Genomic DNA, 22,881 nt, shown 5'->3' with positions numbered 1-22,881 from the left:
TGCTAAGTTCATACTACTATAACCGCGAACGGAAAAGCAACCGAAAAGAGGAAAGAAAAAAGAGAGGGAGCCCCTCTCTTTACCGGGTGTTATTTTTGTTGGACAAGTTTCACCATCATGTTGGCAAGGGCATGCTGTTCTTTTTCATCCGCAACGCTCCAAAGGTCGGCGAGCACCCGTTCTTCCGGGTTTTTCGGATCCACGTTTTTCGCCAAATAGTCCCCGATTTGATAGGCGACATCCGAGATCACTTGCTGGGTCAAACCTTGTTGCTGCGCTTGCTGCAGACGTTCCGATAAAAAGTCTTTCCATTGTTCAAAGTTATCCAGTACCGACATGTCCATTCCCTCCTTGATGAACGTTTCAAGGATAGTTTGCCTGCGGGCGAAAAAAATATACGCTCAACAATACCAGCCGCCGTTGACAGAGATGATTTGGCCGGTGATGTAAGAAGCGGCGTCCGACAACAAAAACGCCACTGTTTTCGCCACTTCCTCAGGGGTCCCGAGCCGGCCGGCCGGAATTTCATCGGCGAGCGCCGCCAATTCTTCTTCGCTGAACGGCCGGAGCATATCTGTGGCGATCGCTCCCGGCGCGACGGCGTTGACGCGGATGCCGCTCGGGGCGAGCTCTTTCGCCAGCGCCTTGGCGAACGCGTTTTGCCCGCCCTTGGTCATCGAATACACCGCTTCGCATGAGGCGCCGCACAACCCCCAAATCGAAGAAATGAACACAATTTGGCCGCGCTTTTTCGAAATCATCGGCGGCAGCAGTTTTTTCACAAGCTGCGCCGGGCTTGTCACATGGAGGCGCACCATCCGTTCGATCAGCTCGTCATTCATGTCGGTAAGCAACCCGTAATACGTGGCCCCGCTGTTATAAATGATGGCATCGATCGGGCGGTCGAGGCGGGAAAGCAGTTGGTCGACCCCGCCCGGCATCGACAAATCCGCTTCCACCGGCACGGTGTGCACGCCGGTTAGTTCGGCTTGCAGCGCCTCAATGGGCGCGCGGCGCCGGTAGTAATGAAGAAAAAGCCCATAGCCGCCTTGCGCGAGCTCGCGGGCGATGCTTTGCCCGATCGCGCTTGACGCTCCGGTAATTAACGCATAGCGCATCGAACGTTCTCCTCCTTCTGTTGGACGCAAAAAAGGGGCTGACGCAAAAGCCCCTTTTTGATGAAATGAAACTGAAAAACATGGGAAAGAGACCACCTCTGAAATCGTTGGTTTTACCAGGGGTTTCAGGGTGGTCTAGTTTTCCATGTTGCCCCAGATAGGGGCATTACCGCTCTTTCGGTCAGCCCCTGTCATTGCCCTTTTGGCACAACCTCGCAAACGGCGATTTGCGAATCGCGGAAACACGCATCGGCAATGGCTGCAACGTCGTCAAGCGTCAACGATGACAACGCCGGCAAAATGTCAAACAAGCTCGCGCCGTAAAACGCGTAGCGCGTAAACTGGTTGGCGATATACTCCGGCGAGTTGAGCGCGCGCAAAAAAGCGCCGATTTTTTTCTTTTTCACCCGCTCAAATTCCTCCGTTTTCACTGCCTCAACTGAAAATGACAACAACACGTTTTTGACTTCCGCCGCAAGCCGCTCGGCATCCCTTGTATCGCCGCCGACAAGGGCAAAGCCGAATTCGCGCTCTTCCGTGTAATCATACATAAACGTGTCATCAATCAGCCCTTCGCGGTAGAGCCGCTCGTAATGGGGCGAGCTTTTGCCGAACAAATAGTCCAATGCAACATGGAAGGCAAGCTCATGGCGAAGTTTTGGTCCGCCGGTTTCCGGCACGGACGGCGCTTTGATGCCGACAAAACATTTATTCGCCTGCACGTGCATGGGGATGACTTTTTTCGTTTCCGCAACTCCGCTCGGTTCTTCGTACGTAAACCGCTTTATTTCAGGAGCGGACGGGAACGATTTTTTCGCCTGATTGTCGCGGATTTGCTGCATGATTTTTTGTTCGTTGACCGGACCGACGACAAACAAAAGCATGTTGCTCGGGTGGTAGAACGTTTCGTAGCATTCGTACAACAGCTCTTTTGTAATTTGGGCGATCGATTCGACCGTGCCGGCGATGTCAATTTTGACCGGATGGTTGTGGTACATGCTTTCGATGGCGCCAAAATAAACGCGCCAGTCCGGGTTGTCGTCATACATGCGGATTTCCTGGCCGATAATGCCTTTTTCTTTTTCCACCGTCTTGTCGGAAAAATACGGCGTTTGCACAAAATCAATCAGCGTTTCCAAGTTTTTCTCGACGTTGTCGGTGCTGGAAAACAAATAGGCCGTGCGGGTGAACGTCGTAAAAGCGTTCGCCGAGGCGCCTTGTTTGCTGAACTGTTGAAACACGTCGCCGTCTTCTTTTTCAAACAGCTTATGTTCCAAAAAGTGGGCGATGCCGTCCGGGACGCGTTTCATCTCTGTTTGGCCGAGCGGGACAAACTGGTTGTCCACCGAACCGTAATTCGTCGTAAACACGGCGTACGTTTTGTTGAATCCCTTTTTCGGCAAAATGTACACGTCAAGACCGTTGTCCATTTTTTCGTAGAACAGCTCTTCTTGCAGCGTCTCATACACCCGTTTTTCCATCTTCCGTCCCCCCCTCCATTCCGGTCAAAAAGTATACCGTATCCAACTCCACCTTTTCAGCGACGCGCACGATGTCTTCGCGCCCGATTTCCTCCGTGCCGGCCAGCCATTCGTGAAGCGGACGCTTCCGCGCGGAGACGACGTTGTGGTACAGCACTTCGACAAGTCCGCGCGGCGTGTCGAGCGTCTCAAGCAGCTGATTGCGGATGACCGCTTTCGTCTGCGCGATTTCTTCATCCGTAAAATCGCCGTTTTTCATCGCCTGCATTTGCTCGTCGATAATGCGCCGCGCCTTCTCGTAATTGGCCGGCTCAATGCCGGACATGACCATGAGCAGCCCTTTATGGCTTTCAAGTCTTGAGGCGGCGTAATAAGCAAGGCTCGCCTTCTCGCGGACGTTAATGAACAACTTCGAATGGGAAAAACCACCAAAAATACCATTAAACATCTGCAAGGCGTAGTAATCGTCATCCTCGTATGTGACATTCGTTCGGTAGCCGATGTTCAATTTCCCTTGCTTGACGTCTTGCCGTTCGATCACTTCCTTCACTTCCCCACGCGCTTTTGCCTGAGCTTGGGGCGTACGCGCCGGCTCTGCGCGGTCGGGCAGCAAAAAGCGCTGACGGACGGTGTTGAGCACCTCTTCTTCGTCGACATCGCCGATGACATACAAGTCAAGCTCATCTTCAGCCAACGCCCGCTCATAATAGCGGTGCAGTCCTTCCGCTGTAATGGCGTCGACATCCTCGAGCTCGCCATTAGGCGAGAGCGCGTACGGCTCCCCTTTGCACATTTCTTCCACGAGACGCATGCTCGCATAGCGCATTTTGTCGTCGTAAACGGCTTGAATGCGCTGGCGCAGCGCCCGTTTTTCCTGCACGACGATGTCCTCGACAAACCGGCCGCCGTCAAGCGCCGGGCGGAGAAGCAAGTCGGCAAGCAGTTGAAGCGCTTTCGATAGCAACGGCGTTTGTTTAGGCAAAAACCGTTCATTGGCGACATCGATGCGAATCGTCATGATATGATGTTCGCCTTTTTTCGTTAAATCGACGTTCAGCGTCGCCCCGTACAGTTCATCCAAATAGGTGCGCAGCGCCTTGACGCTCGGATAGTCGGCCGTGCCGCTTTGCAAAACGTACGGAAGCAGCGCGCGCAGCGTCACCGTTTCCTTGGCGAGCGGCGCTTTCATTTTCCAAACGAGTGTATTCGTTTTGTACTTATCGGTCGGAATCGTATGGACGCGAACCGGCCCAACCGCCGTTATTTTTTCATCGACCAAGCCAACTCCTCCTTTTCTGTCGCAAAATGGGCGGCATGCTTATTGTGAGATGTCTTATCAACAATATACCTGTTGCCAAGCGACAAATGCAAACAAATCCGCCTAGTTCGTCCGATGCGCTTGGAAACATGGCCATCATGGGAATGAAAAACAGCTGTCCGGTTGCGCCGGACAGCTGCAAGTTCTACCGTTTCCCTTTGATATATGGCGTGCCGGCCGCTTTCGGCGCCTCCGCCCGCCCGATGAAGCCGGCGAGCGCCAAAATGGTGAGCACGTACGGGGCGATGAGCAAGTAAACCGTCGGAACGTTTTTCAAAAACGGAATGGTTTGCCCGACAATGCTTAAGCTTTGCGCCAGTCCGAAAAAGAGCGCCGCTCCCATCGCGCCGATCGGATGCCATTTGCCAAAAATCATGGCGGCGAGCGCCATAAATCCGTGCCCGGAAATGGTCGCATGGCTGAAATCGCGGGAAATGATCGTCGCGTATACCGCACCGCCCAAGCCGCCGAGCGCGCCGCTGATCATGACGGCGATGTAGCGCATTTTGGCGACATGAATCCCCATCGTATCCGCCGCCATCGGATGTTCGCCGACGGCGCGCAGCCGCAAGCCAAACGGCGTTTTATAAATCACATACCAAGAGACAAACGCCAACAAAATGGCGATGTACGACGTCACATACGCATTGGAGAACAACAGCGGGCCGATGACCGGGATGTCGCTCAACACCGGCACATCGATTTTGTCAAACCCGACTTGAATTTGGTCGGTCTGGCCTTTGCCGTACATTTTTTTGACTAAAAACAGCGACAGGCCAAGCGCCAAAAAGTTGATCGCCACCCCGCTGACAACTTGGTCGGCGCGAAAGGTGACCGACGCGACAGCGTGCAGCAGGGAAAATACAGCGCCGACCACCATGGCAGCCAATAAGGCAAGCCACGGCGTCCATTCGCCAAACCGATCGGCAAACGTCAAATTAAAGACGATGCCGACAAACGCGCCGATGGTCATCAATCCTTCAAGCCCGATGTTGACGACGCCGGACCGTTCGCTGAACACGCCGCCAAGCGCCGTGAAAATGAGGGGAGCCGCAAAGAAAATCGCTGTCGGGATAATCGTCTGCAACACGTCATACACGCTCACTTACTCCGCCCCCTTTTGCCAGCGAGATAACAGCCAGCGAATCATATAGCTCGATGCCACAAAGAAAATAATGAGCGCGATAATAATGTCAACGAGTTCGGTCGGCACGCCGGCGCTTGACGGCATTTCCAACGCCCCGACTTTTAAGGCGCCAAACAACAAGGCGGAGAGCAAAATGCCAAACGCGTTGTTGCCGCCAATCAGGGCGACGGCGATGCCGTCAAACCCGAGGCCGGTAAAGCTGGCTTTCGTCGAGATGTTTCCAAATGTGCCAAGCCCCTCCATCGCCCCGGCGACGCCGGCAAAAGCGCCGGAGATGACCATCGCTAAAATGATGTTGGCGCGCACGTTCATGCCGGCATACTGGGAGGCATGCTGGTTGAACCCGACCGCCCGCAGCTCAAACCCTTTCGTCGTCCGCTCAAGCAAAAACCACATGACAAATGCGGCGGCGACAGCGATGAAAATGCCGTAATGCATGGTGGAATGATACGTAATGGCATCAAAAAAGTCGGAGTGAAGCGATGCGCTTTCTTTCACCGGCTTTGATTTAAATCCCTCATCGGACAAAACGGAACGGATGATGGCGTTCGTTACATGCAAAGCAATATAGTTCATCATAATCGTAATAATGACTTCATGCACTTTTAAATACGCCTTTAGCACGCCCGGGATCAGCCCCCAAAGCGCTCCGGCGAGGGCGGCCGCCAAAATGGCGAGCGGCAAATGGATGATTTTCGGCAAGTCGAACGACACGCCGACCCAGACGGCCGCCAGCCAGCCGACGATCAGCTGCCCTTCGACCCCGATGTTAAACAAGCCGGTGCGAAAAGCAAACGCCACCGCCAACCCGGTTAAAATGTACGGCGTCGTCTGGCGGATCGTTTCGCCGATATAGTACGTATCGCCAAACGCCCCGTACACGAGAGCGTAAAACCCAGCGATCGGGTTGTAGCCGCTCACGAGCATGACGATGGATCCGGCAGCCATGCCGAGCAAGACGGCCAATACAGGAATCAACAATTGCTGGAGACGGTTTGACTTCATCACGACACACCTGCTTCCTTCCGTTTGCTTCCGGCCATCAGCAGCCCGAGCTCTTGTTCCGTCGTCTCTTTCGGATCGACGATGGCGACAATTTTCCCCTCATAAATAACGGCGATCCGGTCGCTGACGTTCATGACTTCATCGAGCTCAAATGAGACGAGCAGCACCGCTTTGCCGCGGTCGCGCTGTTCGATGAGCCGCTTATGGATAAACTCGATCGCGCCGACGTCAAGCCCCCTTGTCGGCTGGGCGGCGATCAACAAATCCGGGTCGCGGTCAACTTCGCGGCCGATGATCGCTTTTTGCTGGTTTCCGCCCGACAGCGCCCGCGCCTTCGTATATTCATCCGGCGTGCGCACGTCAAATTCGCGGATGAGCTGACGCGCTTTGTCGTAGATCGCTTTAAAGTTCAGCACGCCCCGCTTTGAATACGGCGGCTTGTAATACGTTTGCAGCACCATGTTTTCGCCGATCGGAAAATCGAGGACAAGCCCGTGCTTATGCCGGTCTTGCGGAATATGGCCGACGCCGGCTTCGATGATTTTGCGCGGCGGCAAGTTCGTAATATCGCGGCCGTTCAGCTTCACCGTGCCGGATTCCGCTTTCAGAAGGCCGGTAATCGCCTCGATCAGCTCGGTTTGCCCGTTGCCGTCGACCCCGGCGATGCCGACGATCTCCCCGGCGCGCACCGTCAAGTTCAAACCGTTGACCGCTTTGATCCCGCGCGCGTCCTTGACGACTAAGTCTTTAATTTCCAACACCGATTTTCCCGGTTCAGCCGGTTTCTTAGCGGTCGTAAACTGCACCTCGCGGCCGACCATGAGCGCCGCCAGCTCGTTCGGGTTCGTTTCCGCGACCTCAAGCGTCGCGATCCCTTTGCCGCGGCGGATGACGGTGACGCGGTCGCACACTTCCATAATTTCTTTTAGCTTATGGGTGATTAAAATGATCGATTTTCCTTCGCGGACGAGCGTGCGCATAATTTGGATGAGCTCGCGGATTTCCTGCGGCGTCAACACCGCTGTCGGTTCGTCAAAAATCAAAATATCCGCGCCGCGGTAGAGCGTTTTTAAAATTTCCACGCGCTGCTGCATGCCGACGGAAATGTCGGCAATTTTCGCTGTCGGATCGACCGCCAGCCCATACCGTTCCGACAGCTCGCGCACCTCCTGTTCGGCCCGCTTCATATCGATCGTTCCCGCCCGCGTCGGTTCGCTGCCTAAAATGATGTTTTCCGTCACCGTGAACGTATCGACGAGCATAAAGTGCTGATGCACCATGCCGATGCCAAGATCGTTGGCGACGTTCGGGTCGGTAATGCGCACCGGCTTTCCTTTGACGCGGATTTCGCCGCCGTCCGGCTGGTATAAACCGAACAGCACGTTCATGAGCGTCGATTTGCCGGCCCCGTTTTCGCCAAGCAGAGCGTGTATCTCCCCCTTTTTCACTTGCAGCGTAATGTTGTCATTGGCGACAAACGAGCCAAACACTTTGCGGATATTGAGCATTTCAATCACGTATTCCAAGCGATTCACTCCTTACTGCAGCGGGGTCAAAATCACAAAATGAGAGGCGGCAGCAAAACGGCCGCCCTTCATTTCATGATTTTGAAGAAGGCCAGCGGCGCACGCCAGCCCCCTTCCTCATGTTTTATTTGATGGTCGCTGCAAACTGCTCGTACTCTTTCCGATTCGTCGGCACTTTCACTTCGCCCTTGATAATTTTTTCTTTCCATTCGTCAACAGCTTTCAGCACATTTTCTGGAATGTTGTCTTGTGTCGGAGCGATGCCAACCCCATTTTCCGGCAACCCGTACTCAATCGTTTTGCCGCCCGGGAAGTCGCCGTCTTTCGCCCGTTTCGCCGTGTCATAGACAGCGACGTCGACGCGTTTCACCATCGAAGTGAGCGTTACGTTGTACGTTTTGCCGCCGACTTTCACTTCCCCTTCCGGTGCTTGGTCTTTATCAACGCCGATCACCCAAATTTCACGGTTCGGATCTTTTTTCTTCAAGTCTTTTGCCTCTGAGAAAACACCGTTTCCAGTCGCCCCGGCCGCATGGTAGATGATGTCGACGCCGGAAGCGTACATGCTCGAAGCGATCGCTTTCCCTTTATCCGCTTGGTCAAACGCCCCTGCGTATTGCACTTGAACGGTCGCCTTCGGGTTGACCGCTTTCACGCCGGCGCGGAATCCGCTTTCGAATTTTTCGATCAACGGAATTTCCATCCCACCGACAAAGCCGATTTTATTCGTTTTCGTCATCAAACCGGCAACAACGCCGACAAGGAACGAGCCTTCATGCTCCTTGAACGTGATGCTGGCGACGTTTGGCTCATCAACAACCGTGTCGACGATGGCGAAATGTTTTTTCGGGTTTTGCTTCGCGACTTCTTTCACCGCGTCGCCCATCAAATACCCGATGCCGAAAATCAAGTCAAAGTCGCTGCGCACGAGCTTGTTTAAGTTGGTTGGATAATCGGTGTCGCTCGTCGACTGCAAATAGTCGTACCCACCGCGTCCTTTTTCTAGCCCGTTGTCTTTGCCGAACTTTTGAATCCCTTCCCACGCGGACTGGTTAAACGATTTGTCATCAACGCCGCCGACGTCGGTGACCATGGCGACGCTAAACGTATCTTCCTTATTATTGCCTCCCGCGTTGCCGCCATCCTGGCCGCAGGCGCTAAGCAGCGTGCCGGCGGCAAACAGAACGGACAACGCCCATCCGAATCGTTTTTTCATCATCCATTCCCCCTAAGCTGAAAAGTTTGTTCCTAAATTAGTATGAAACTTCCGTTCACGTTCTATGTACCCCTTTCACCTCCTTAAAAACCAAACCGTTTCCGCATGACATGAAAGCTGAATTTGTCGGAACGGAAGTAGTTGGTCGAGTAAAAAATCGGCTCGTCGTTTTTGTCGAAATGCATTTGCTTGAGCACAAGCAGGGCGGTTTCCGGGTCGCATTGCAAAATCGGCGACACTTTCTCATGGTAGCCGAGCGGCTCGATGCGCGCAACTGCATAGGCGATGTCGCGGTGCGTTTGGTTGTGCAAGTTTTCAAACAACGATTCGTGTTCGTACGAAATGCCTTTTGGCAAATACTTGCACAAAATTTTATCGAGGCAATAGACGACCGGCTCCCCGTCGGCGGTGCGCACCCGCTCGATCAACAAAATCTCGTCGTCCGGGCGGCATTGAAAACGGCGCATATCGTCTTCTGTCGGCAGCTGGATGGAAGAAGACAAAAAAATCGTTCCCGGTTTTCGTCCGGCTTGGCGGATCATATCCGTGACGCTCGACAGCTGCTCGATGCCGGACGTAAACAGCGGCCGGGCGTTGACAAACGTTCCGACGCCATGGCGGCGGATGATGATGTTTTCCTCCTCCAGCACCCGCAGCGCTTCCCGCAGCGTCGCCCGGCTGACGCCAAGCTGTTTGGCAAGCTCAAACTCAGACGGCAGCTTTTGCTTTTCTTTGTACACACCAGTTTCAATATCGTGTTTCAAACGGTCGATGACTTGCAAGTACAGATGGCGGTTGTCTGATTTGATTGACATGACAACGTCCTCCACATGATCTCCTGTAAGAGTCAGACCTCTGACATTAGACATATAACCTTTTTGAGACTACTATATCATTTTTTACTGGCCAAATAAATAGGGTTATCAAATTTTGTCGAAAAAAAGATATGTTTATGGGAGCGTTTCCAATGTGACATACGATTGGCAGGCAGGTGGCATCGACCTGCCTGCTTAGCGATCAGGGCTTGCGATGCAGCGCAAAAGACTGTTGATTTCAGCCCATGTTCAATGGAAAAACCTTGTGACGCCAGCGCTTTTCTGACCAAATGCTCTGAGGCCCATTTTCCGCCGAGTGCTACGACGTCTTTTTCAAATCTTCTTTCGACCAAAGAACCGCGCGCGGTTTGCTCCCTTCGTACGGACCGACGACGCCTCGCTCCTCCATGGCGTCGATCAGCCGGGCGGCGCGGTTGTAGCCAATGCGGAAGCGGCGCTGCAGCATCGACACAGAAGCGCTTTGCATTTCCACAACAAGGCGGACGGCCTCTTCATACAAGTCGTCTTCGAAGGCCGATGCGTTCGCCTCCTCTTCCGGCACGATCATCTCCTCGTAATATTGGGCCTGCTGCTGGCCGATGACAAATTGGACGACGTCTTCCACTTCTTGATCGGACACAAATGCGCCTTGCACGCGCACCGGTTTGGACGCGCCCATGGGCAAAAACAGCATGTCGCCGCGGCCGAGAAGTTTTTCCGCCCCGCCCACATCGAGAATGGTGCGTGAGTCAATTTGCGATGAGACGCTGAACGCGATGCGTGACGGAATGTTGGCCTTAATGACGCCCGTGATAACGTCAACCGACGGGCGTTGAGTGGCGATGATCAAGTGAATGCCGGCCGCGCGCGCCATTTGCGCCAACCGAGTGATCGCCTCTTCCACATCTGACGAAGCGACCATCATCAAGTCAGCCAGTTCGTCAATGATGACGACGATATATGGCAAAAGCGGCTGCTGCTCCAGCGCGGCTTCGTTCTGCTGACGGATATGCTCGTTATACCCTTCAATGTTGCGCGTGCCGGTATGGGAAAACAGCTCGTAGCGCCGTTCCATTTCTTGGACGACTTTTTTCAGCGCTTGAGCCGCTTTTTTCGCATCGGTGACGACCGGCGTCAACAGATGCGGAATGCCATTGTAGACGCTTAGCTCGACCATTTTCGGGTCAATCATCATCAACTTCACTTCATGGGGCTTGGTGCGCATGAGCAGGCTGACGATAATGCCGTTGATGCAGACGCTTTTCCCGCTCCCGGTAGCGCCGGCGATCAACAAATGCGGCATTTTGTTCAACTCGGCGGCAACGACTTCCCCGGAAATGTCGCGCCCGAGCGGGATCAACAGCTTTGATTCGGACCTTGTGTGCTCGACCGCCTCCAGCACTTCGCGCAGCGAGACGGTGGCGATCTCCTCGTTCGGCACTTCGATGCCGATTGCGGACTTGCCGGGGATGGGCGCTTCAATGCGGATGTCTTTCGCCGCCAAGGCGAGCGCCAAGTCGTCGCTTAAGCTGACGATTTTGCTTACTTTCACCCCGACGTCCGGGTACACTTCATATTTTGTCACCGCCGGGCCAAGGTGCACCTGCGTCACTTTCGCCTTGACGCCAAAGCTTTGGAACGTTTTTTCCAGCTTGCGCGCATTGGCATAAATATTCGCATGGTCGGTCGATTGCCCAGCCGGCTTTGGCGGACGGAGAAGTTCAAGCGGCGGCAAATCGTAATTGGCATTTTCATGCTCGGAAAACGCCAACGGCGGGGATGCCCCCCCTTCGCTGTCGTCATCTTCCGCAGACAGCTGTTTCTCTTCTTCCGGCTCGGCGGCCGCCCGGACGGCGGCAAAATCGGATATGATCGGCGGCGGCGAAAGCAATTCGTCGTCCGCCTCAGCAGCCCCGGCTTCTGCCGATTCCTCGGCCGGATAGGCGGCCGTCCGCCGTGAACGCCGGCCTCGTTCTACACTCGCTCGCCGTTTTCTCCCCGCGAGCCATTGTTTCACATCGGCGACGAACGCCAGCCATTCCTTCCGCACAAGCGCGGCCGCCCCAACAACTATCTGTCCGATCGTTTCGCGCAGCGATTTCCCGGTCAATACGACAAAGCCGACTACAAACAGCAGAAAACAAATCCATTTTGTCCCGAGCGAATCAAACAGCTGATAGCTGGCGGCAAACAACAGAGCGCCAGCCATTCCGCCGCCTAGGTCGGCATGGGACTCCTTTCCGCCCGCCTCGTTCCAAAACAGCGCCCACGTCGTCCGGATGACGCTCGGATCAAGCTCACCGCGCCGCGACATGAGCTCAAATAACTTTTCGTGACTTAGCAGCAAAAGCGCCGCTGTGATGACTGACACGCCGACAAACGGACGGCTCGCCCATGACGGCCACGATCGTTTCCAAATGAGGATGAGCGATAAAATGAACACTCCCCCTATTAACAGCATGTACCATTCGCCGAAAAAAAAGCGGCCGACAAGCACGAATGTTTCCCCGACAAGCCCGAGGCGAGCCATCGCCACAACGGCAACAGCCAGCAGCCCGAGACCGATCAATTCAAAGCGAATCGTCTCCGTCCATGACTGTTTCTTTGGCGGTTTTCCTTTTTTTTGTCGCTTTCGTTTCGCCATGATCGCTCACTCCAGCATGAATGAATTGGCAAGCCGGAAAAAAGCAGCCAACAATGGCTGCTTTTTTCCGTTTGTCTATTATTATATCATGAACAACTTGACAATTCATTACGATGTTGCGACAGAAACCGGAAACCGCACCCCTGGCGCATACTTGGCGTTTAAAAAATGATAGGGGTTGGTGCTTAAGTTTTGCACGATTTCATATTCGCCCGTATCGGTCATTTGGACGAGCAACGGGATGCCTTCGTAATGCACTAGCTTTTGCTTTTCATACGCGGCCGCATCGACCGGGAACACCAAATGTTCCGGCATGATCGTGTACAAAATCATTGGATCATCTTCCCTTCGCCGCCTTTTTTCGCTTCGATCAGCTGGCGCAGCTTCGCCATGGCCTGTGAGACGCCGCCCACTTCATCGATCAAGCCGTACCGGACCGCATCGGGACCGACGACGTTCGTGCCGATGTCGCGCGTCAAATTGCCTTTGGAAAACATGAGCTCTTTAAACTTCTCCTCGCTAATGTTGGAATGCTTCGTTACGAAGCGGACGACGCGTTCCTGCATTTTATCCAAATACTCAAACGTCTGCGGGACGCCAATGACAAGCCCCGTCAAACGGATCGGATGAATCGTCATCGTCGCCGTCTCAGTGATGAACGAATAGTTGCACGAAACGGCGATCGGCACGCCGATCGAATGGCCGCCGCCAAGCACGATGGAAACGGTCGGTTTTGACAGCGAAGCGAGCATTTCCGCAATCGCAAGCCCGGCCTCCACATCACCGCCGACCGTATTTAAAATGACGAGCAGCCCTTCGATTTTCGGATTTTGCTCAATGGCGACGATTTGCGGGATCACATGTTCGTATTTTGTCGCCTTGTTTTGCGGCGGCAGCTGAATATGACCTTCAATTTGGCCGACAATCGTCAGACAATGAATGTTCGTATCCGGTTCCATTTGCGGGACGTTCGTCTGCCCAAGCTGGGTGATGGCAGCAGTGGCCTCTTCCGTTTTCGTTTCCGGTTTTTCTTCCGTCTCTTCCTGAAGGTAACGCTCCTTGTCCATCGATTCCTTCTCCTTTCTATCGGTCATACGTTTAGTATGGCCGAAAAGAAAAAGAAAAATGCCGGCAACGGTTCACCGTTTCCAGCATTTCCCTTGGACTTTGAGCATGATTGCGTTATACCTCCATAATAATCGGCAAAATCATCGGCTTTCGCTTCGTTTTCTCAAACAAAAACTGGCTTAGCGCCTCGCGAATGTTCGCCTTTAACGATGACCATTCCAGCATGTATGATTCCAGACAGCGCTTAATGATCTCCGCCACCATTTGCTCAGCCTCTTCCAACAGCGTCTCCGCCTCGCGCATATAAACGAATCCGCGCGAGATGATTTCCGGTCCAGCAGCAATCGTTTTCGCTTCTTTGTTTAGTGTCACCACGGCGATCAAAATGCCGTCCTGCGACAACAAACGCCTGTCGCGCAACACAATGTTGCCGACGTCGCCGATGCCGAGGCCATCGATTAAAATGTTGCCGTACGGCACTTTACCGCCAGGGCGGGCGGCTCCGCCGCGAAATTCGACCACTTCACCTTTGTCAAGCAAAAACGTCCGCTCTTCCGAGATGCCGACCGCCTTCGCCAACCGGGCGTGCGCCTTTTGCATTCGGTACTCCCCATGCACCGGGATGAAATATTTCGGCTTCATCAAATTAAGCATGAGCTTAAGCTCTTCTTGGCAGCCGTGCCCGGACACGTGCACTTGCCGATCGCGGTAAATGACGTTCGCCCCAGCCCGGTATAGGGCGTCGATCGTTTTCGAAAACCCAAGCTCATACCCCGGCATGACAGAAGCAGCGACGATGACGGTGTCTCCTTCTTTAATGTTCACCTGCTTGTTCGCCTGCCGCGCCATGCGCCAAAGCGCGCTCATCGGCTCGCCATGACCCCCGGTCGTCAAAATGACGAGTTCATCATCCCCATAGCGGTCCAAGTCGTAGGCAGAAATCGTCACCTTGTCCGGCAGATGCAAATAACCGAGGCGGACGGCGATGTCCATAATTTTATGCAGCGTTTTGCCGATCACCGCCACCTTGCGCCCGTACTGCTTGGCGGCGTAAAGCACTTGTTGGATGCGCGTAATGTTCGAGGCATAGCAGGCGACAAACACGCGCCCTTTCGCGTGGCCGATCACATCTGCAATCTCATGGGCGACGGCTGTATCAGAGCCGCTGTAGCCCGGACGCTCGGCATTCGTGCTGTCCGACAAAAGACAAAGCACCCCTTGTTCGCCGATTTGCGCCATTTTCCCCAAGTCGGCGCGATTATTGCCATACGGCGTCTGGTCAAATTTAAAATCGCTCGTGTACACGATCGCTCCTTGCGATGTATGCAGGCTGATGCCGATCGAATCGGGGATGCTGTGGATCGTGCGGAAAAACGTCACTTTTGCTTTGTCAAACAGCAGTTCAGCGTCAGGATGAATTTCATTCAGTTTGGCGTTTGCAATGCCTTGCTCTTTTAAAATCGCTTCCGCCAACCCGAGCGTCAGCTTCGTCCCGTAGACTGGCACAGACAGCTGCTTGAGCACGTAGGCGATTGCTCCCATATGCTCCTCATGCCCGTGAGTGAGAAAAATCGCCTGAATGCGGTGCTGCCGTTCAATTAAGTAGGCAATGTCCGGGATGACTTTGTCAATGCCAAACATCTCATCTTCCGGGAACATCACCCCGGCATCGAGGACGAAAATGTCCTCGTCCAATTCGACGACATACATGTTTTTGCCGATTTCCCCGATTCCCCCAAGGGCAAAAATGCGTATTTTCTCTACTGGCTTTATTTTGGATTTCAAGGCTGCGTCCTCCCAATTGTGATGCTAACCCGCTCAAAGTCACTTGCCTTTATTATAACGAATTGACGCCAAAAAACACAAGATGGTTCATGAACGAGCTGGCGCATTTCACCGTCTCGACAAAAAAGCCCCAACGTCCGAACCGACGCTGGGGTCATTTGCTGCACGGATATGGCCATCAAGCATCAAGCAGACGGCTGAGCTCGTTTCGCTCCTGCTCGGTGAGCGGAACGAGCGGAAGGCGCACCGAGCCGACATCCAAGCCGCGCAACTGCAGGGCGGTTTTCACCGGCACCGGGCTCGGCGCAGCGAACAGCCCTTTCATGAGCGGCAGCCATTTCCGGTGCAACGCGGCGGCGGCTTGATGGTCGCCGGCCTGGAACGCACGAATCATTTGTTGCATTTCGTTGCCGATGATGTGCGATGCAACAGAAACCACGCCGGCGCCGCCGATCGCCAACACCGGCAGCGTCAAGCTGTCATCGCCGCTATACAGCTGAAAATCGTCCGGCGTGCGTTCAATGATTTCCGCCATCGCTTCTAAATTGCCGCCGGCTTCTTTGACCGCGACAATATTCGGAATCGCTGCCAGCCGAATGACGGTCTCAGGAGCGAGGTTGACCGACGTGCGCCCCGGCACGTTGTACAACATGACCGGCAGCGGCGTGCTCTCAGCGATCGCTTTAAAATGCTGATACAGCCCTTCTTGATTCGGTTTGTTGTAATATGGCGCCACAAGCATGACAGCGTCGACGCCTGCTTCTTCCGCCCGTTTCGTCAGCTCGATCGAGGCGCGCGTATTGTTCGTTCCCGTCCCAGCAATAACCGGCACGCGGCCATTGACGACGGAAACGACATGGCGGAACAGTGCGACTTTCTCTTCCGTCGTCAACGTCGGCGATTCGCCGGTCGTGCCTGCGACAACAAGCGCATCCGTGCCGTTGTCAAGCAAATAGTTGACGAGTTCTGTCGTTTTCGCTAAATCTAAGTTTCCTTTTCGGTCAAAGGGGGTGACCATCGCAGTGACGACATTCCCGAACTGAACCACGGTTTTCACTCCTCATTTTCAAATCGGTTGATCATTCGTCCTGTTCGGCCTCGGACAGGCAAAAGGCGTCATGCAAGGCATTGACGGCCTTTTCCATATCGTCTTGTTTGACTAATACCCAAATGGTCGTATGGCTGTCTGCCGATTGCAAAATTTGGATGCCTTGCTCCGATAGAGCGGTGACGATTTTGGCCGTTACTCCCGGCACACCGGCAATGCCGGCGCCAACGACCGACACTTTGGCGCAGCGGGGCGTCACAACCGGATCATAGCCAATGCGGCGCAAAGCGGCTATCGCTTTTTCCGTCATATCTCCGCTCACCGTATAGACGACGCCGTACGGTGAAATGTTGATAAAGTCGACGCTGATTCCTTCGTGAGCCATCGCCTGAAATACATCCGACTGCAGTTCATAATGCCCTTCTTTTGCCAACACTTTCATTTGCGTCACATTGGCGACGTACGTAATGCCCGTGACGAGACGCTCTTTCACATCGCTTCCTCTTTGACCGCGCACCGATGACGCAACGAGCGTCCCCGGCCCATCGGAATACGTTGAACGGATGCGCAGCGGCACTTTCGCCTGCATGGCGATTTCCACCGCGCGCGGATGGATCACTTTCGCCCCTTGGTACGCCATATTGCAAATTTCCGTATAGGTGACAACTTCCAACGGCCGAGCATTTTCGACAATGCGCGGGTCGGCCGTCATCACGCCATCGACATCGGTAAAAATGTCAACCCACTCGGCGTTTAGCGCCGCGCCGAGCGCCGCGGCCGATGTATCGCTCCCGCCGCGCCCGAGCGTTGTGATGTCTCCGTTTTCCGCCATGCCTTGAAAGCCGGCGACGACGACGACGTCGTATTCCCGAAGCGCTTCAAGCAACCGTTCGCAGCGCATTTCAACAATTTTGGCGTTCGTATGATCACTGGTCGTGCGAAATCCGGCTTGCGCGCCGGTAAACGCCGTCGCCTTGATGCCGTGTTCGTTCAGCAAGTTGCTGAACACGACGCTCGAAATGATTTCCCCGCACGCCATAAGCATATCTTGCTCGCGCTTCGTCACATGGTGACGGGCTCCGCCGATCAAGCCAAGAAGCGTGTCGGTCGCATACGGATCGCCTTGGCGGCCCATCGCTGATACAACGGCGACGACTTTGTACCCATCTCCAAGCGCGTTTTCAATATGGCGGCGCGCCAAGTTTCGCCCGCGTTCGTCGCGGACGGACGTGCCGCCGAACTTTTGAACAATGATTTTCATGATAACACCCCGATGCTCGTTAAATGAGCCCGAGCTTCAGCAAACTTTCGGCAATTTGCACGGAATTTGAAGCAGCCCCTTTTAGCAAGTTGTCGGCAACAATCCATAAATGAAAGGCGCGGCTGTTGTCCAAATCGCGGCGGATGCGGCCGACAAAGACGTCGTATTGGCCGACGCAGTTGGCCGGCATCGGATACAGCTGTTCGCTCGGATCGTCTTGGAGAACGACGCCCGGCGCCTCGCGCAGCACCGCTTGCAAATCGGCAGCCGTGACACCGTCTTGCTCGATCTCGATATACACCGACTCCGAATGCCCGCTCGCCACCGGAATGCGCACGCACGTCGCCGCGACGCTCAGCTCGGGCATATGCATGATTTTTTTCGTTTCGTTGATCATTTTCATCTCTTCGAACGTAAACCCGTTATCTTGAAACTTATCGATTTGCGGAATGGCGTTAAACGCGATTGGGTAATGCTTCCGGTCCGATTTGACCGGCAAAATGGTTGCCTCGAACGGCTTATTGTCAAGCACCGCTTTCGTCTGCTCGTACAGCTCTTCAATCGCCTGCGCCCCTGCTCCCGAGACGGCCTGGTACGTGGAAACGATGACGCGGGATAAGCCGAACGCCTTCCGAATCGGCTCAAGCGCCACGACCATTTGAATCGTCGAGCAGTTCGGATTGGCGATGATGCCGTTATGCCATGTCAAATCGCTTTCGTTCACTTCCGGGACGACAAGCGGCACGTTTTCCTCCATCCGGAATGCGCTCGTGTTGTCGATGACAATCGCCCCGCGCCGAACCGCCTCCGGCGCCAATGCTTTCGACACTGCGCCGCCAGCGCTGAATAAGGCGATATCAACCCCATCAAAGCGCTCGGGCGCGGCGGCCTGCACTTCAATCTCTCTGCCGCGGAAGCGCATTTTTTTGCCAGCCGAGCGTTCTGACGATAACAACGTTAATGTTCCGACCGGGAAGTTCCGGTCTTCAAGCGTCCGCACCATTTGTTGTCCGACTGCCCCCGTGGCTCCGACGACAGCGACATGGTATTGTTTTTCAGCCATCAGCCATTCTCCTTCCACATCGTCACTCTAAAGAGGTGAATTCATAGTCTTTATTTTATCACATTCCGCTGCGGACGAGAGAAAATTTTTCTGCCCGGCGTCGATTTTCCACACCCTCCGTTAGTCGTTGTAACGGAACCGTTCGATCACAACTGGCTGCAGCTGCTTTCCTTCCAAGGCGGCAAGCACAGTGTCATGCAGGAGCGTCATGCGCGCCACCATCGAGTTCGGTTTGGCGTGCGGAGCATCTTGGCCAAACGGGATGAAGTAAATGTTTTTCGCCGCCATCAGCCGCATCAAATTGACGCCGTTTAGGCCGAGGGCGTCATTCGTGGAAATGCCGAGCACGACCGGGCGGTGGTTGCGCATCGTCGCCTTGGCGGCCATCAACACCGGTGAATCGGTCATGGCGTTTGCCAGCTTGCTCATTGAGTTGCCGGTCAGCGGCGCGATGACCATGCAGTCGAGCGGGATTTTCGGCCCGAGCGGTTCGGCCTTGACGATCGTGTCAATCACCTCGTTCCCGGTCAATTGCTCGAGTTTTTTCACCCACTCTTCCCCTTCGCCAAACCGGGTGTTCGTCGTCTTCACCGTATACGTGACGATTGGCAGCACCTCCGCCCCTTCATTCACGAGTTTTTCAATTTCCGGGAACACAGCGTCATACGTGCAGTGCGATCCAGTCAGGCCGAAGCCGATCCGCTTCCCCTTCAGGCTTTTTTCGCTCATTGTTTATTCTCCTCCCGTTTCTGTAAATCTTGATACAAAAGCTGCGCCAAGACGTTGGCGATAATTTGTCCGGCCGTTTTCGGCGCGACGACCCCCGGCAGCCCAGGCGCCAAGATGGCTTTCACTCCGCGCTTTTCAGCATAGCGGAAATCGGTGCCGCCCGGCTTTGACGCCAAATCGATGATCAGCGTATGGGCCGGCATTTTCGCGATGACGCTCGCCGTTACAATCAAATGGGGGACGGTGTTAACACAAACGTCGATATCGCGCACTTCTTTTTCCAAATCATTCAAATGAAACGGTTCAAGCCCCATTTCCGTAATGCGGGCCAAATGTTCCGACCGGCGCGCCCCGACTTTCACTTTTGCCCCCAAAGCGGCAAATGTCCGGGCGACGGTCATGCCGACGCGCCCCAATCCTAAAACGGCGATGCGGGAACCGTGAATCGTAAAATCGGTGTGCTGGATCACTATCATCACCGTTCCTTCAGCGGTCGGGATCGAGTTGTAAATGGCGACATCATCGCGCTCAAACAGCTGGATGTATTTGCGCCCGGTCTTTTTCATCAGTTCGTCTAAATACGAGTTGCTGATGCCGGAATAAACGGTGCACCGCTTGGCTGTTTTTTGCACCATCTCTTCCGTGAACGGAATCGGCTCGTGGGAAAACACGCTGTTGACCTTGCCATCCAATGTCGTGCCGTGAACCGGCAAAATGATCGCATCCAGGTCGGCAAAATCGACCTCCTCGATCGACATCTTCGTCGCCCCGGTAAAATGGTGGGCGAGCTGGTCAAAGCCGACAAGCGACAATTTGGCGTCCAGTTCAACAAGCTTGCGAATCACTTCAAGTTGCCGCGCATCGCCGCCGATGATGGCGACATGCATTCCTGTCAACATCATATGTCCTCGTCACCTTCTTTACTGGCAAACTGCTCCGTTTCTTTTCCCATCTTATGTTGGAAGAAAAATATAGGTGAATGCCCTTGGCGGAAAAATAGGCCATTGGCGGGCGGCATTTTTTGCCCGCCCGTTTCTTACATATAGAAGTAGGGAAGAGGGAAGGGGGAATCAGCGTGCGGCTGAGTGAATTAAGCGGCAAAGAAATCGTCGATGTGCGGCGGGCGGAGCGGCTTGGGGTGCTTGGGCAAACGGATTTGGAAATCAACGAACAAACAGGGCAAATCGAAGCGTTGCTCATCCCGACTGGAAAATGGTTCGGGTTTCGCAAAGACGGGCAGGAAATTCGCGTGCCGTGGAAGTATATTCGCAAAATCGGCGCCGATATGGTGATGATCGACGCTCCAGAACAAGAATGACGGGCGCGCCAAACGAAAAAAGCTAACAACCTCACAACGGGTCGTTAGCTTTTTTTATGCCCGACAGGGGCTACGATCGAAGCGGGCGCGGCAGCACGCCATCCGGGCTGATTAAGGCGAGCGCGTAATCATCGGTAAAAATGGTGCGCGCCAGCTCATTCACTTTTTCCACCGTGACGCTTTCAATTTCCTCGATAATCTCGTCAAGCGACCGATGGCGGCCGAGAAGAAGTTCGTTTTTGCCGTTGCGGCTCATGCGGCTGTTCGTGCTTTCAAGCCCAAGCATCAAGCTTCCTTTCATCTGTTCTTTGCTGTTATGCAGCTCTTTTTCCGTAATACCGTCTTCTTTCAACTGGCGCAGCGTCCGTTGGATCGTTTCAAACAAAACGTCAAGCTGGCTGCTCCCCGTGCCGGCGTAAATGGCGAGCAAGCCGCTGTCTTGGTAGGCGGAATGGTACGAGAACACCGAATACGCCAATCCGCGCTGTTCGCGCACTTCTTGAAACAGCCGGCTGCTCATGCTGCCGCCTAAAATATTGTTGAGAATCAGAAGCGGATACGCATCCGGGTGGCCGACCGGCAGGCCGTTGAACCCGATGCATACGTGCGCCTGCTCCGTGTCTTTTTTGCGCGCGAGCTTTTGCGGCGCAAACGTCGGCGTCCCTGACGGAGCGGGTTTGCGGGACGCAGTGAACGAGCCGAAATAACGTTCGACTTCAGTGATAAACCGCTCATCGACATTGCCGGCAACGGAAACGACAACGCGATCCGGAGTATAGTAGTCGGCCATATATTGGCGCAACGTGTCCCCCGTAAACGTGCACAACGTCTCTTCCGTGCCTAAAATCGGGTAGCCGAGCGGATGGCCCGCATAGCATGCCTTGCCGAGCAAATCGTGGACGATGTCATCCGGCGTGTCTTCGTACATTTTGATTTCCTCAAGCACCACGTTCCGCTCTTTTTGCAGCTCGTCCTCAACGAACGTCGAGTGGAAAAACATATCGGCAAGCATTTCCAACGCGAGCGGTGCATGTTCGTCCAACACTTTGGCGTAATAGCACGTATACTCTTTCGACGTAAAGGCGTTCACTTGCCCGCCGATGCTGTCAAACGCTTCGGCGATGTCCCGGGCCGTGCGCGTCGCCGTCCCTTTAAAAAACATGTGCTCTAAAAAGTGGGAAATGCCGTTGTTTTGTTCCGTCTCATTGCGCGAACCTGTGCCGATCCATACGCCGATGGCCACCGACCTTACAGTCGGAATTTGCTCCAACACGATTCGCACGCCGTTTTTGCACGTGTACTTGTTAATCAACTCCATGTTCCTCCTGTTTTTTGGCCAGTCTTTTCTCGTCGAATAAGGCTGTCAGGCTGCCGATGGCATAGCCTTTCCGCTTGATCGAGGCGATCAGCTCATCGAGTGCGGCCGCCGTCGGCATCGTCGGATGCATCAAAATCATGGCGCCGGGATGGATTTTTGATGTTACCCGTTTCACTATAGCAGATGGCGACGGTTTTTGCCAATCAATTGTATCAACGCTCCACATGATCGTCTTCATGCCGAGCTCGGCGGCGATGTTGACGACGTCATCACGGTAGCTGCCGCTCGGCGGGGCAAACCATTTGCATTTGACCGACGTCGCCGCTTCAATGACTTCATTCGTCTTTTCCAGTTCGCGGCGGACCGCTTCGCTGCTGAGCGTTTTCATATCCGGATGGCTGTAGGAATGGTTGCCGATTTCATGGCCGGCATCTGCTATCATTTTTGCCATCTCCGGATGGTTTTTTACCCATCGCCCTTCCAAAAAGAACGTCGCCTTCACCCCGTGTTTTTTCAACGTCTCAAGCATATCAGGGATGTATTCTTCCCCCCAGGCCACGTTGATGAGCAGCGAGACCATCGGTTTGTCGGGGTGGCCGCGATAGATCGGCGCCGGCGGCAAGTCATCCAAATGAACGCGCGGCGGCACTTGGCGGAACACGAGTTTTCGTTCATCGAACGTTCCCGTTTTCTTCATGTTTTCATAAGAGGCGTCAATATCGACAGCGAGCCCGTTGTACCCCGGCGTCGCCTTCCACACTTTATCAATGACCGCATCCTGGGCGGGAATTTCGTATTGCTTCGCCTGCTTGACAATCGTCTCGTACAGTTTGTCGCGTTCTTTCATGGCGGTCATTTCCGCCGGGCGCCAGCTCTCGATGTAGCCGCCGACCGGAGGCCACTGAACCGCCATCCAAGCGATGAGAAACATGACCGCTAGCGCCATGTATCGGGCATAGCCGTTGTTCACCCTTGTCCCCCTCCTTTTTCACTACTACAACCATATGTCTACGGGAGACAA

At 54.3% G+C, this 22,881-nt stretch carries 21 protein-coding genes; 1 reads left to right on the top strand and 20 read right to left on the bottom strand.

Annotated features, from left to right (window positions below):
- Positions 1–89 precede the first annotated feature (89 nt).
- From ACR1UW_RS07840 to dpaA, 18 genes are all read right to left on the bottom strand, one after another.
- On the bottom strand, positions 90–338 hold the full coding sequence (locus ACR1UW_RS07840) for a DUF3243 domain-containing protein (RefSeq protein WP_033012190.1): 249 nt from the start codon (positions 336–338) through the stop codon (positions 90–92).
- 63 nt (positions 339–401) lie between these two features.
- Complete coding sequence (gene ymfI, locus ACR1UW_RS07835; RefSeq protein ID WP_033012192.1) at positions 402–1,118, bottom strand: elongation factor P 5-aminopentanone reductase; 717 nt, start codon at positions 1,116–1,118, stop codon at positions 402–404.
- Positions 1,119–1,309: 191 nt separating this feature from the next.
- Positions 1,310–2,599 carry an EF-P 5-aminopentanol modification-associated protein YfmH gene (gene yfmH / locus ACR1UW_RS07830; protein ID WP_044741263.1) on the bottom strand — a complete coding sequence of 430 codons (1,290 nt, stop codon included), beginning with the start codon at positions 2,597–2,599 and terminating at the stop codon, positions 1,310–1,312.
- Complete coding sequence (yfmF, locus tag ACR1UW_RS07825) at positions 2,580–3,878, bottom strand: EF-P 5-aminopentanol modification-associated protein YfmF (protein ID WP_289643885.1); 1,299 nt, start codon at positions 3,876–3,878, stop codon at positions 2,580–2,582. The genes yfmH and yfmF overlap by 20 nt, the downstream gene beginning before the upstream one ends.
- Positions 3,879–4,062: 184 nt before the next feature.
- Positions 4,063–5,022 carry an ABC transporter permease gene (locus ACR1UW_RS07820; protein ID WP_033012197.1) on the bottom strand — a complete coding sequence of 320 codons (960 nt, stop codon included), beginning with the start codon at positions 5,020–5,022 and terminating at the stop codon, positions 4,063–4,065.
- Positions 5,023–6,069 (bottom strand): ABC transporter permease, encoded by a 1,047-nt coding sequence (locus tag ACR1UW_RS07815; protein ID WP_498935187.1) that lies wholly within the window; start codon positions 6,067–6,069, stop codon positions 5,023–5,025.
- Positions 6,069–7,595 carry an ABC transporter ATP-binding protein gene (locus ACR1UW_RS07810; protein WP_033012198.1) on the bottom strand — a complete coding sequence of 509 codons (1,527 nt, stop codon included), beginning with the start codon at positions 7,593–7,595 and terminating at the stop codon, positions 6,069–6,071. Before ACR1UW_RS07810 ends, ACR1UW_RS07815 begins: the two co-directional genes overlap by 1 nt.
- A 124-nt stretch (positions 7,596–7,719) precedes the next feature.
- A complete protein-coding gene (locus ACR1UW_RS07805) occupies positions 7,720–8,811 on the bottom strand; it encodes a BMP family lipoprotein (RefSeq protein ID WP_498935185.1) in 1,092 nt (363 codons plus the stop codon).
- Positions 8,812–8,894: 83 nt separating this feature from the next.
- The gene (locus tag ACR1UW_RS07800) at positions 8,895–9,626 is read right to left on the bottom strand and encodes a GntR family transcriptional regulator (RefSeq protein ID WP_033008051.1); all 732 of its coding nucleotides are present in this window, start codon (positions 9,624–9,626) and stop codon (positions 8,895–8,897) included.
- A 319-nt stretch (positions 9,627–9,945) separates the two neighbouring features.
- Positions 9,946–12,270, bottom strand: a complete 2,325-nt coding sequence (locus ACR1UW_RS07795; RefSeq protein WP_289652070.1) for a DNA translocase FtsK — start codon at positions 12,268–12,270, stop codon at positions 9,946–9,948.
- Positions 12,271–12,378: 108 nt separating this feature from the next.
- A complete protein-coding gene (locus tag ACR1UW_RS07790; RefSeq protein ID WP_033008053.1) occupies positions 12,379–12,603 on the bottom strand; it encodes a YlzJ-like family protein in 225 nt (74 codons plus the stop codon).
- On the bottom strand, positions 12,600–13,337 hold the full coding sequence (locus ACR1UW_RS07785; protein WP_033008054.1) for a ClpP family protease: 738 nt from the start codon (positions 13,335–13,337) through the stop codon (positions 12,600–12,602). Before ACR1UW_RS07785 ends, ACR1UW_RS07790 begins: the two co-directional genes overlap by 4 nt.
- Positions 13,338–13,452: 115 nt before the next feature.
- On the bottom strand, positions 13,453–15,123 hold the full coding sequence (locus ACR1UW_RS07780) for a ribonuclease J (RefSeq protein WP_498935181.1): 1,671 nt from the start codon (positions 15,121–15,123) through the stop codon (positions 13,453–13,455).
- 178 nt (positions 15,124–15,301) lie between these two features.
- Positions 15,302–16,171, bottom strand: a complete 870-nt coding sequence (gene dapA / locus ACR1UW_RS07775; RefSeq protein ID WP_033008058.1) for a 4-hydroxy-tetrahydrodipicolinate synthase — start codon at positions 16,169–16,171, stop codon at positions 15,302–15,304.
- 31 nt (positions 16,172–16,202) lie between these two features.
- Complete coding sequence (gene dapG, locus ACR1UW_RS07770) at positions 16,203–17,432, bottom strand: aspartate kinase (protein WP_033008060.1); 1,230 nt, start codon at positions 17,430–17,432, stop codon at positions 16,203–16,205.
- 19 nt (positions 17,433–17,451) lie between these two features.
- On the bottom strand, positions 17,452–18,495 hold the full coding sequence (asd, locus tag ACR1UW_RS07765) for an aspartate-semialdehyde dehydrogenase (protein WP_033008061.1): 1,044 nt from the start codon (positions 18,493–18,495) through the stop codon (positions 17,452–17,454).
- 120 nt (positions 18,496–18,615) lie between these two features.
- Positions 18,616–19,224 carry a dipicolinate synthase subunit B gene (locus ACR1UW_RS07760; RefSeq protein ID WP_033016831.1) on the bottom strand — a complete coding sequence of 203 codons (609 nt, stop codon included), beginning with the start codon at positions 19,222–19,224 and terminating at the stop codon, positions 18,616–18,618.
- Entirely contained in the window at positions 19,221–20,126 is a 906-nt protein-coding gene (gene dpaA, locus ACR1UW_RS07755) for a dipicolinic acid synthetase subunit A (RefSeq protein ID WP_498935177.1), read from the bottom strand. Before dpaA ends, ACR1UW_RS07760 begins: the two co-directional genes overlap by 4 nt.
- Positions 20,127–20,299: 173 nt before the next feature.
- On the opposite strand from dpaA, the gene ACR1UW_RS07750 reads away from it, so the two are divergent.
- Positions 20,300–20,542 (top strand): YlmC/YmxH family sporulation protein, encoded by a 243-nt coding sequence (locus ACR1UW_RS07750; RefSeq protein ID WP_033008066.1) that lies wholly within the window; start codon positions 20,300–20,302, stop codon positions 20,540–20,542.
- A 70-nt stretch (positions 20,543–20,612) separates the two neighbouring features.
- On the opposite strand, the gene ACR1UW_RS07745 is transcribed toward ACR1UW_RS07750, so the two are convergent.
- Together ACR1UW_RS07745 and ACR1UW_RS07740 are read right to left on the bottom strand one after the other, a co-directional pair.
- On the bottom strand, positions 20,613–21,860 hold the full coding sequence (locus ACR1UW_RS07745; RefSeq protein ID WP_498935175.1) for a M16 family metallopeptidase: 1,248 nt from the start codon (positions 21,858–21,860) through the stop codon (positions 20,613–20,615).
- Entirely contained in the window at positions 21,847–22,830 is a 984-nt protein-coding gene (locus ACR1UW_RS07740) for a polysaccharide deacetylase family protein (protein WP_033008071.1), read from the bottom strand. The genes ACR1UW_RS07745 and ACR1UW_RS07740 overlap by 14 nt, the downstream gene beginning before the upstream one ends.
- Positions 22,831–22,881 lie beyond the last annotated feature (51 nt).

The organism is Geobacillus lituanicus, from assembly GCF_050994965.1.
GTDB lineage: Bacteria > Bacillota > Bacilli > Bacillales > Anoxybacillaceae > Geobacillus > Geobacillus stearothermophilus.
The sequence above is the reverse complement of the archived record's forward strand: the minus strand, read 5'-3'. Positions and strand labels throughout refer to the sequence as shown.

Coding starts and splice junctions, on each gene's coding strand:
- ACR1UW_RS07805 (WP_498935185.1), bottom strand. CDS start 8,811: ATGAAAAAACGATTCGGATGGGCGTTGTCCGTTCTGTTTGCCGCCGGC.
- ACR1UW_RS07800 (WP_033008051.1), bottom strand. CDS start 9,626: ATGTCAATCAAATCAGACAACCGCCATCTGTACTTGCAAGTCATCGAC.
- yfmH (WP_044741263.1), bottom strand. CDS start 2,599: ATGGAAAAACGGGTGTATGAGACGCTGCAAGAAGAGCTGTTCTACGAA.
- ACR1UW_RS07795 (WP_289652070.1), bottom strand. CDS start 12,270: ATGGCGAAACGAAAGCGACAAAAAAAAGGAAAACCGCCAAAGAAACAG.
- ACR1UW_RS07760 (WP_033016831.1), bottom strand. CDS start 19,224: ATGAGCGAAAAAAGCCTGAAGGGGAAGCGGATCGGCTTCGGCCTGACT.
- dapG (WP_033008060.1), bottom strand. CDS start 17,432: ATGAAAATCATTGTTCAAAAGTTCGGCGGCACGTCCGTCCGCGACGAA.
- ACR1UW_RS07840 (WP_033012190.1), bottom strand. CDS start 338: ATGTCGGTACTGGATAACTTTGAACAATGGAAAGACTTTTTATCGGAA.
- ACR1UW_RS07785 (WP_033008054.1), bottom strand. CDS start 13,337: ATGGACAAGGAGCGTTACCTTCAGGAAGAGACGGAAGAAAAACCGGAA.
- asd (WP_033008061.1), bottom strand. CDS start 18,495: ATGGCTGAAAAACAATACCATGTCGCTGTCGTCGGAGCCACGGGGGCA.
- ACR1UW_RS07790 (WP_033008053.1), bottom strand. CDS start 12,603: ATGATTTTGTACACGATCATGCCGGAACATTTGGTGTTCCCGGTCGAT.
- dpaA (WP_498935177.1), bottom strand. CDS start 20,126: ATGATGTTGACAGGAATGCATGTCGCCATCATCGGCGGCGATGCGCGG.
- ymfI (WP_033012192.1), bottom strand. CDS start 1,118: ATGCGCTATGCGTTAATTACCGGAGCGTCAAGCGCGATCGGGCAAAGC.
- ACR1UW_RS07745 (WP_498935175.1), bottom strand. CDS start 21,860: ATGGAGTTGATTAACAAGTACACGTGCAAAAACGGCGTGCGAATCGTG.
- ACR1UW_RS07815 (WP_498935187.1), bottom strand. CDS start 6,069: ATGAAGTCAAACCGTCTCCAGCAATTGTTGATTCCTGTATTGGCCGTC.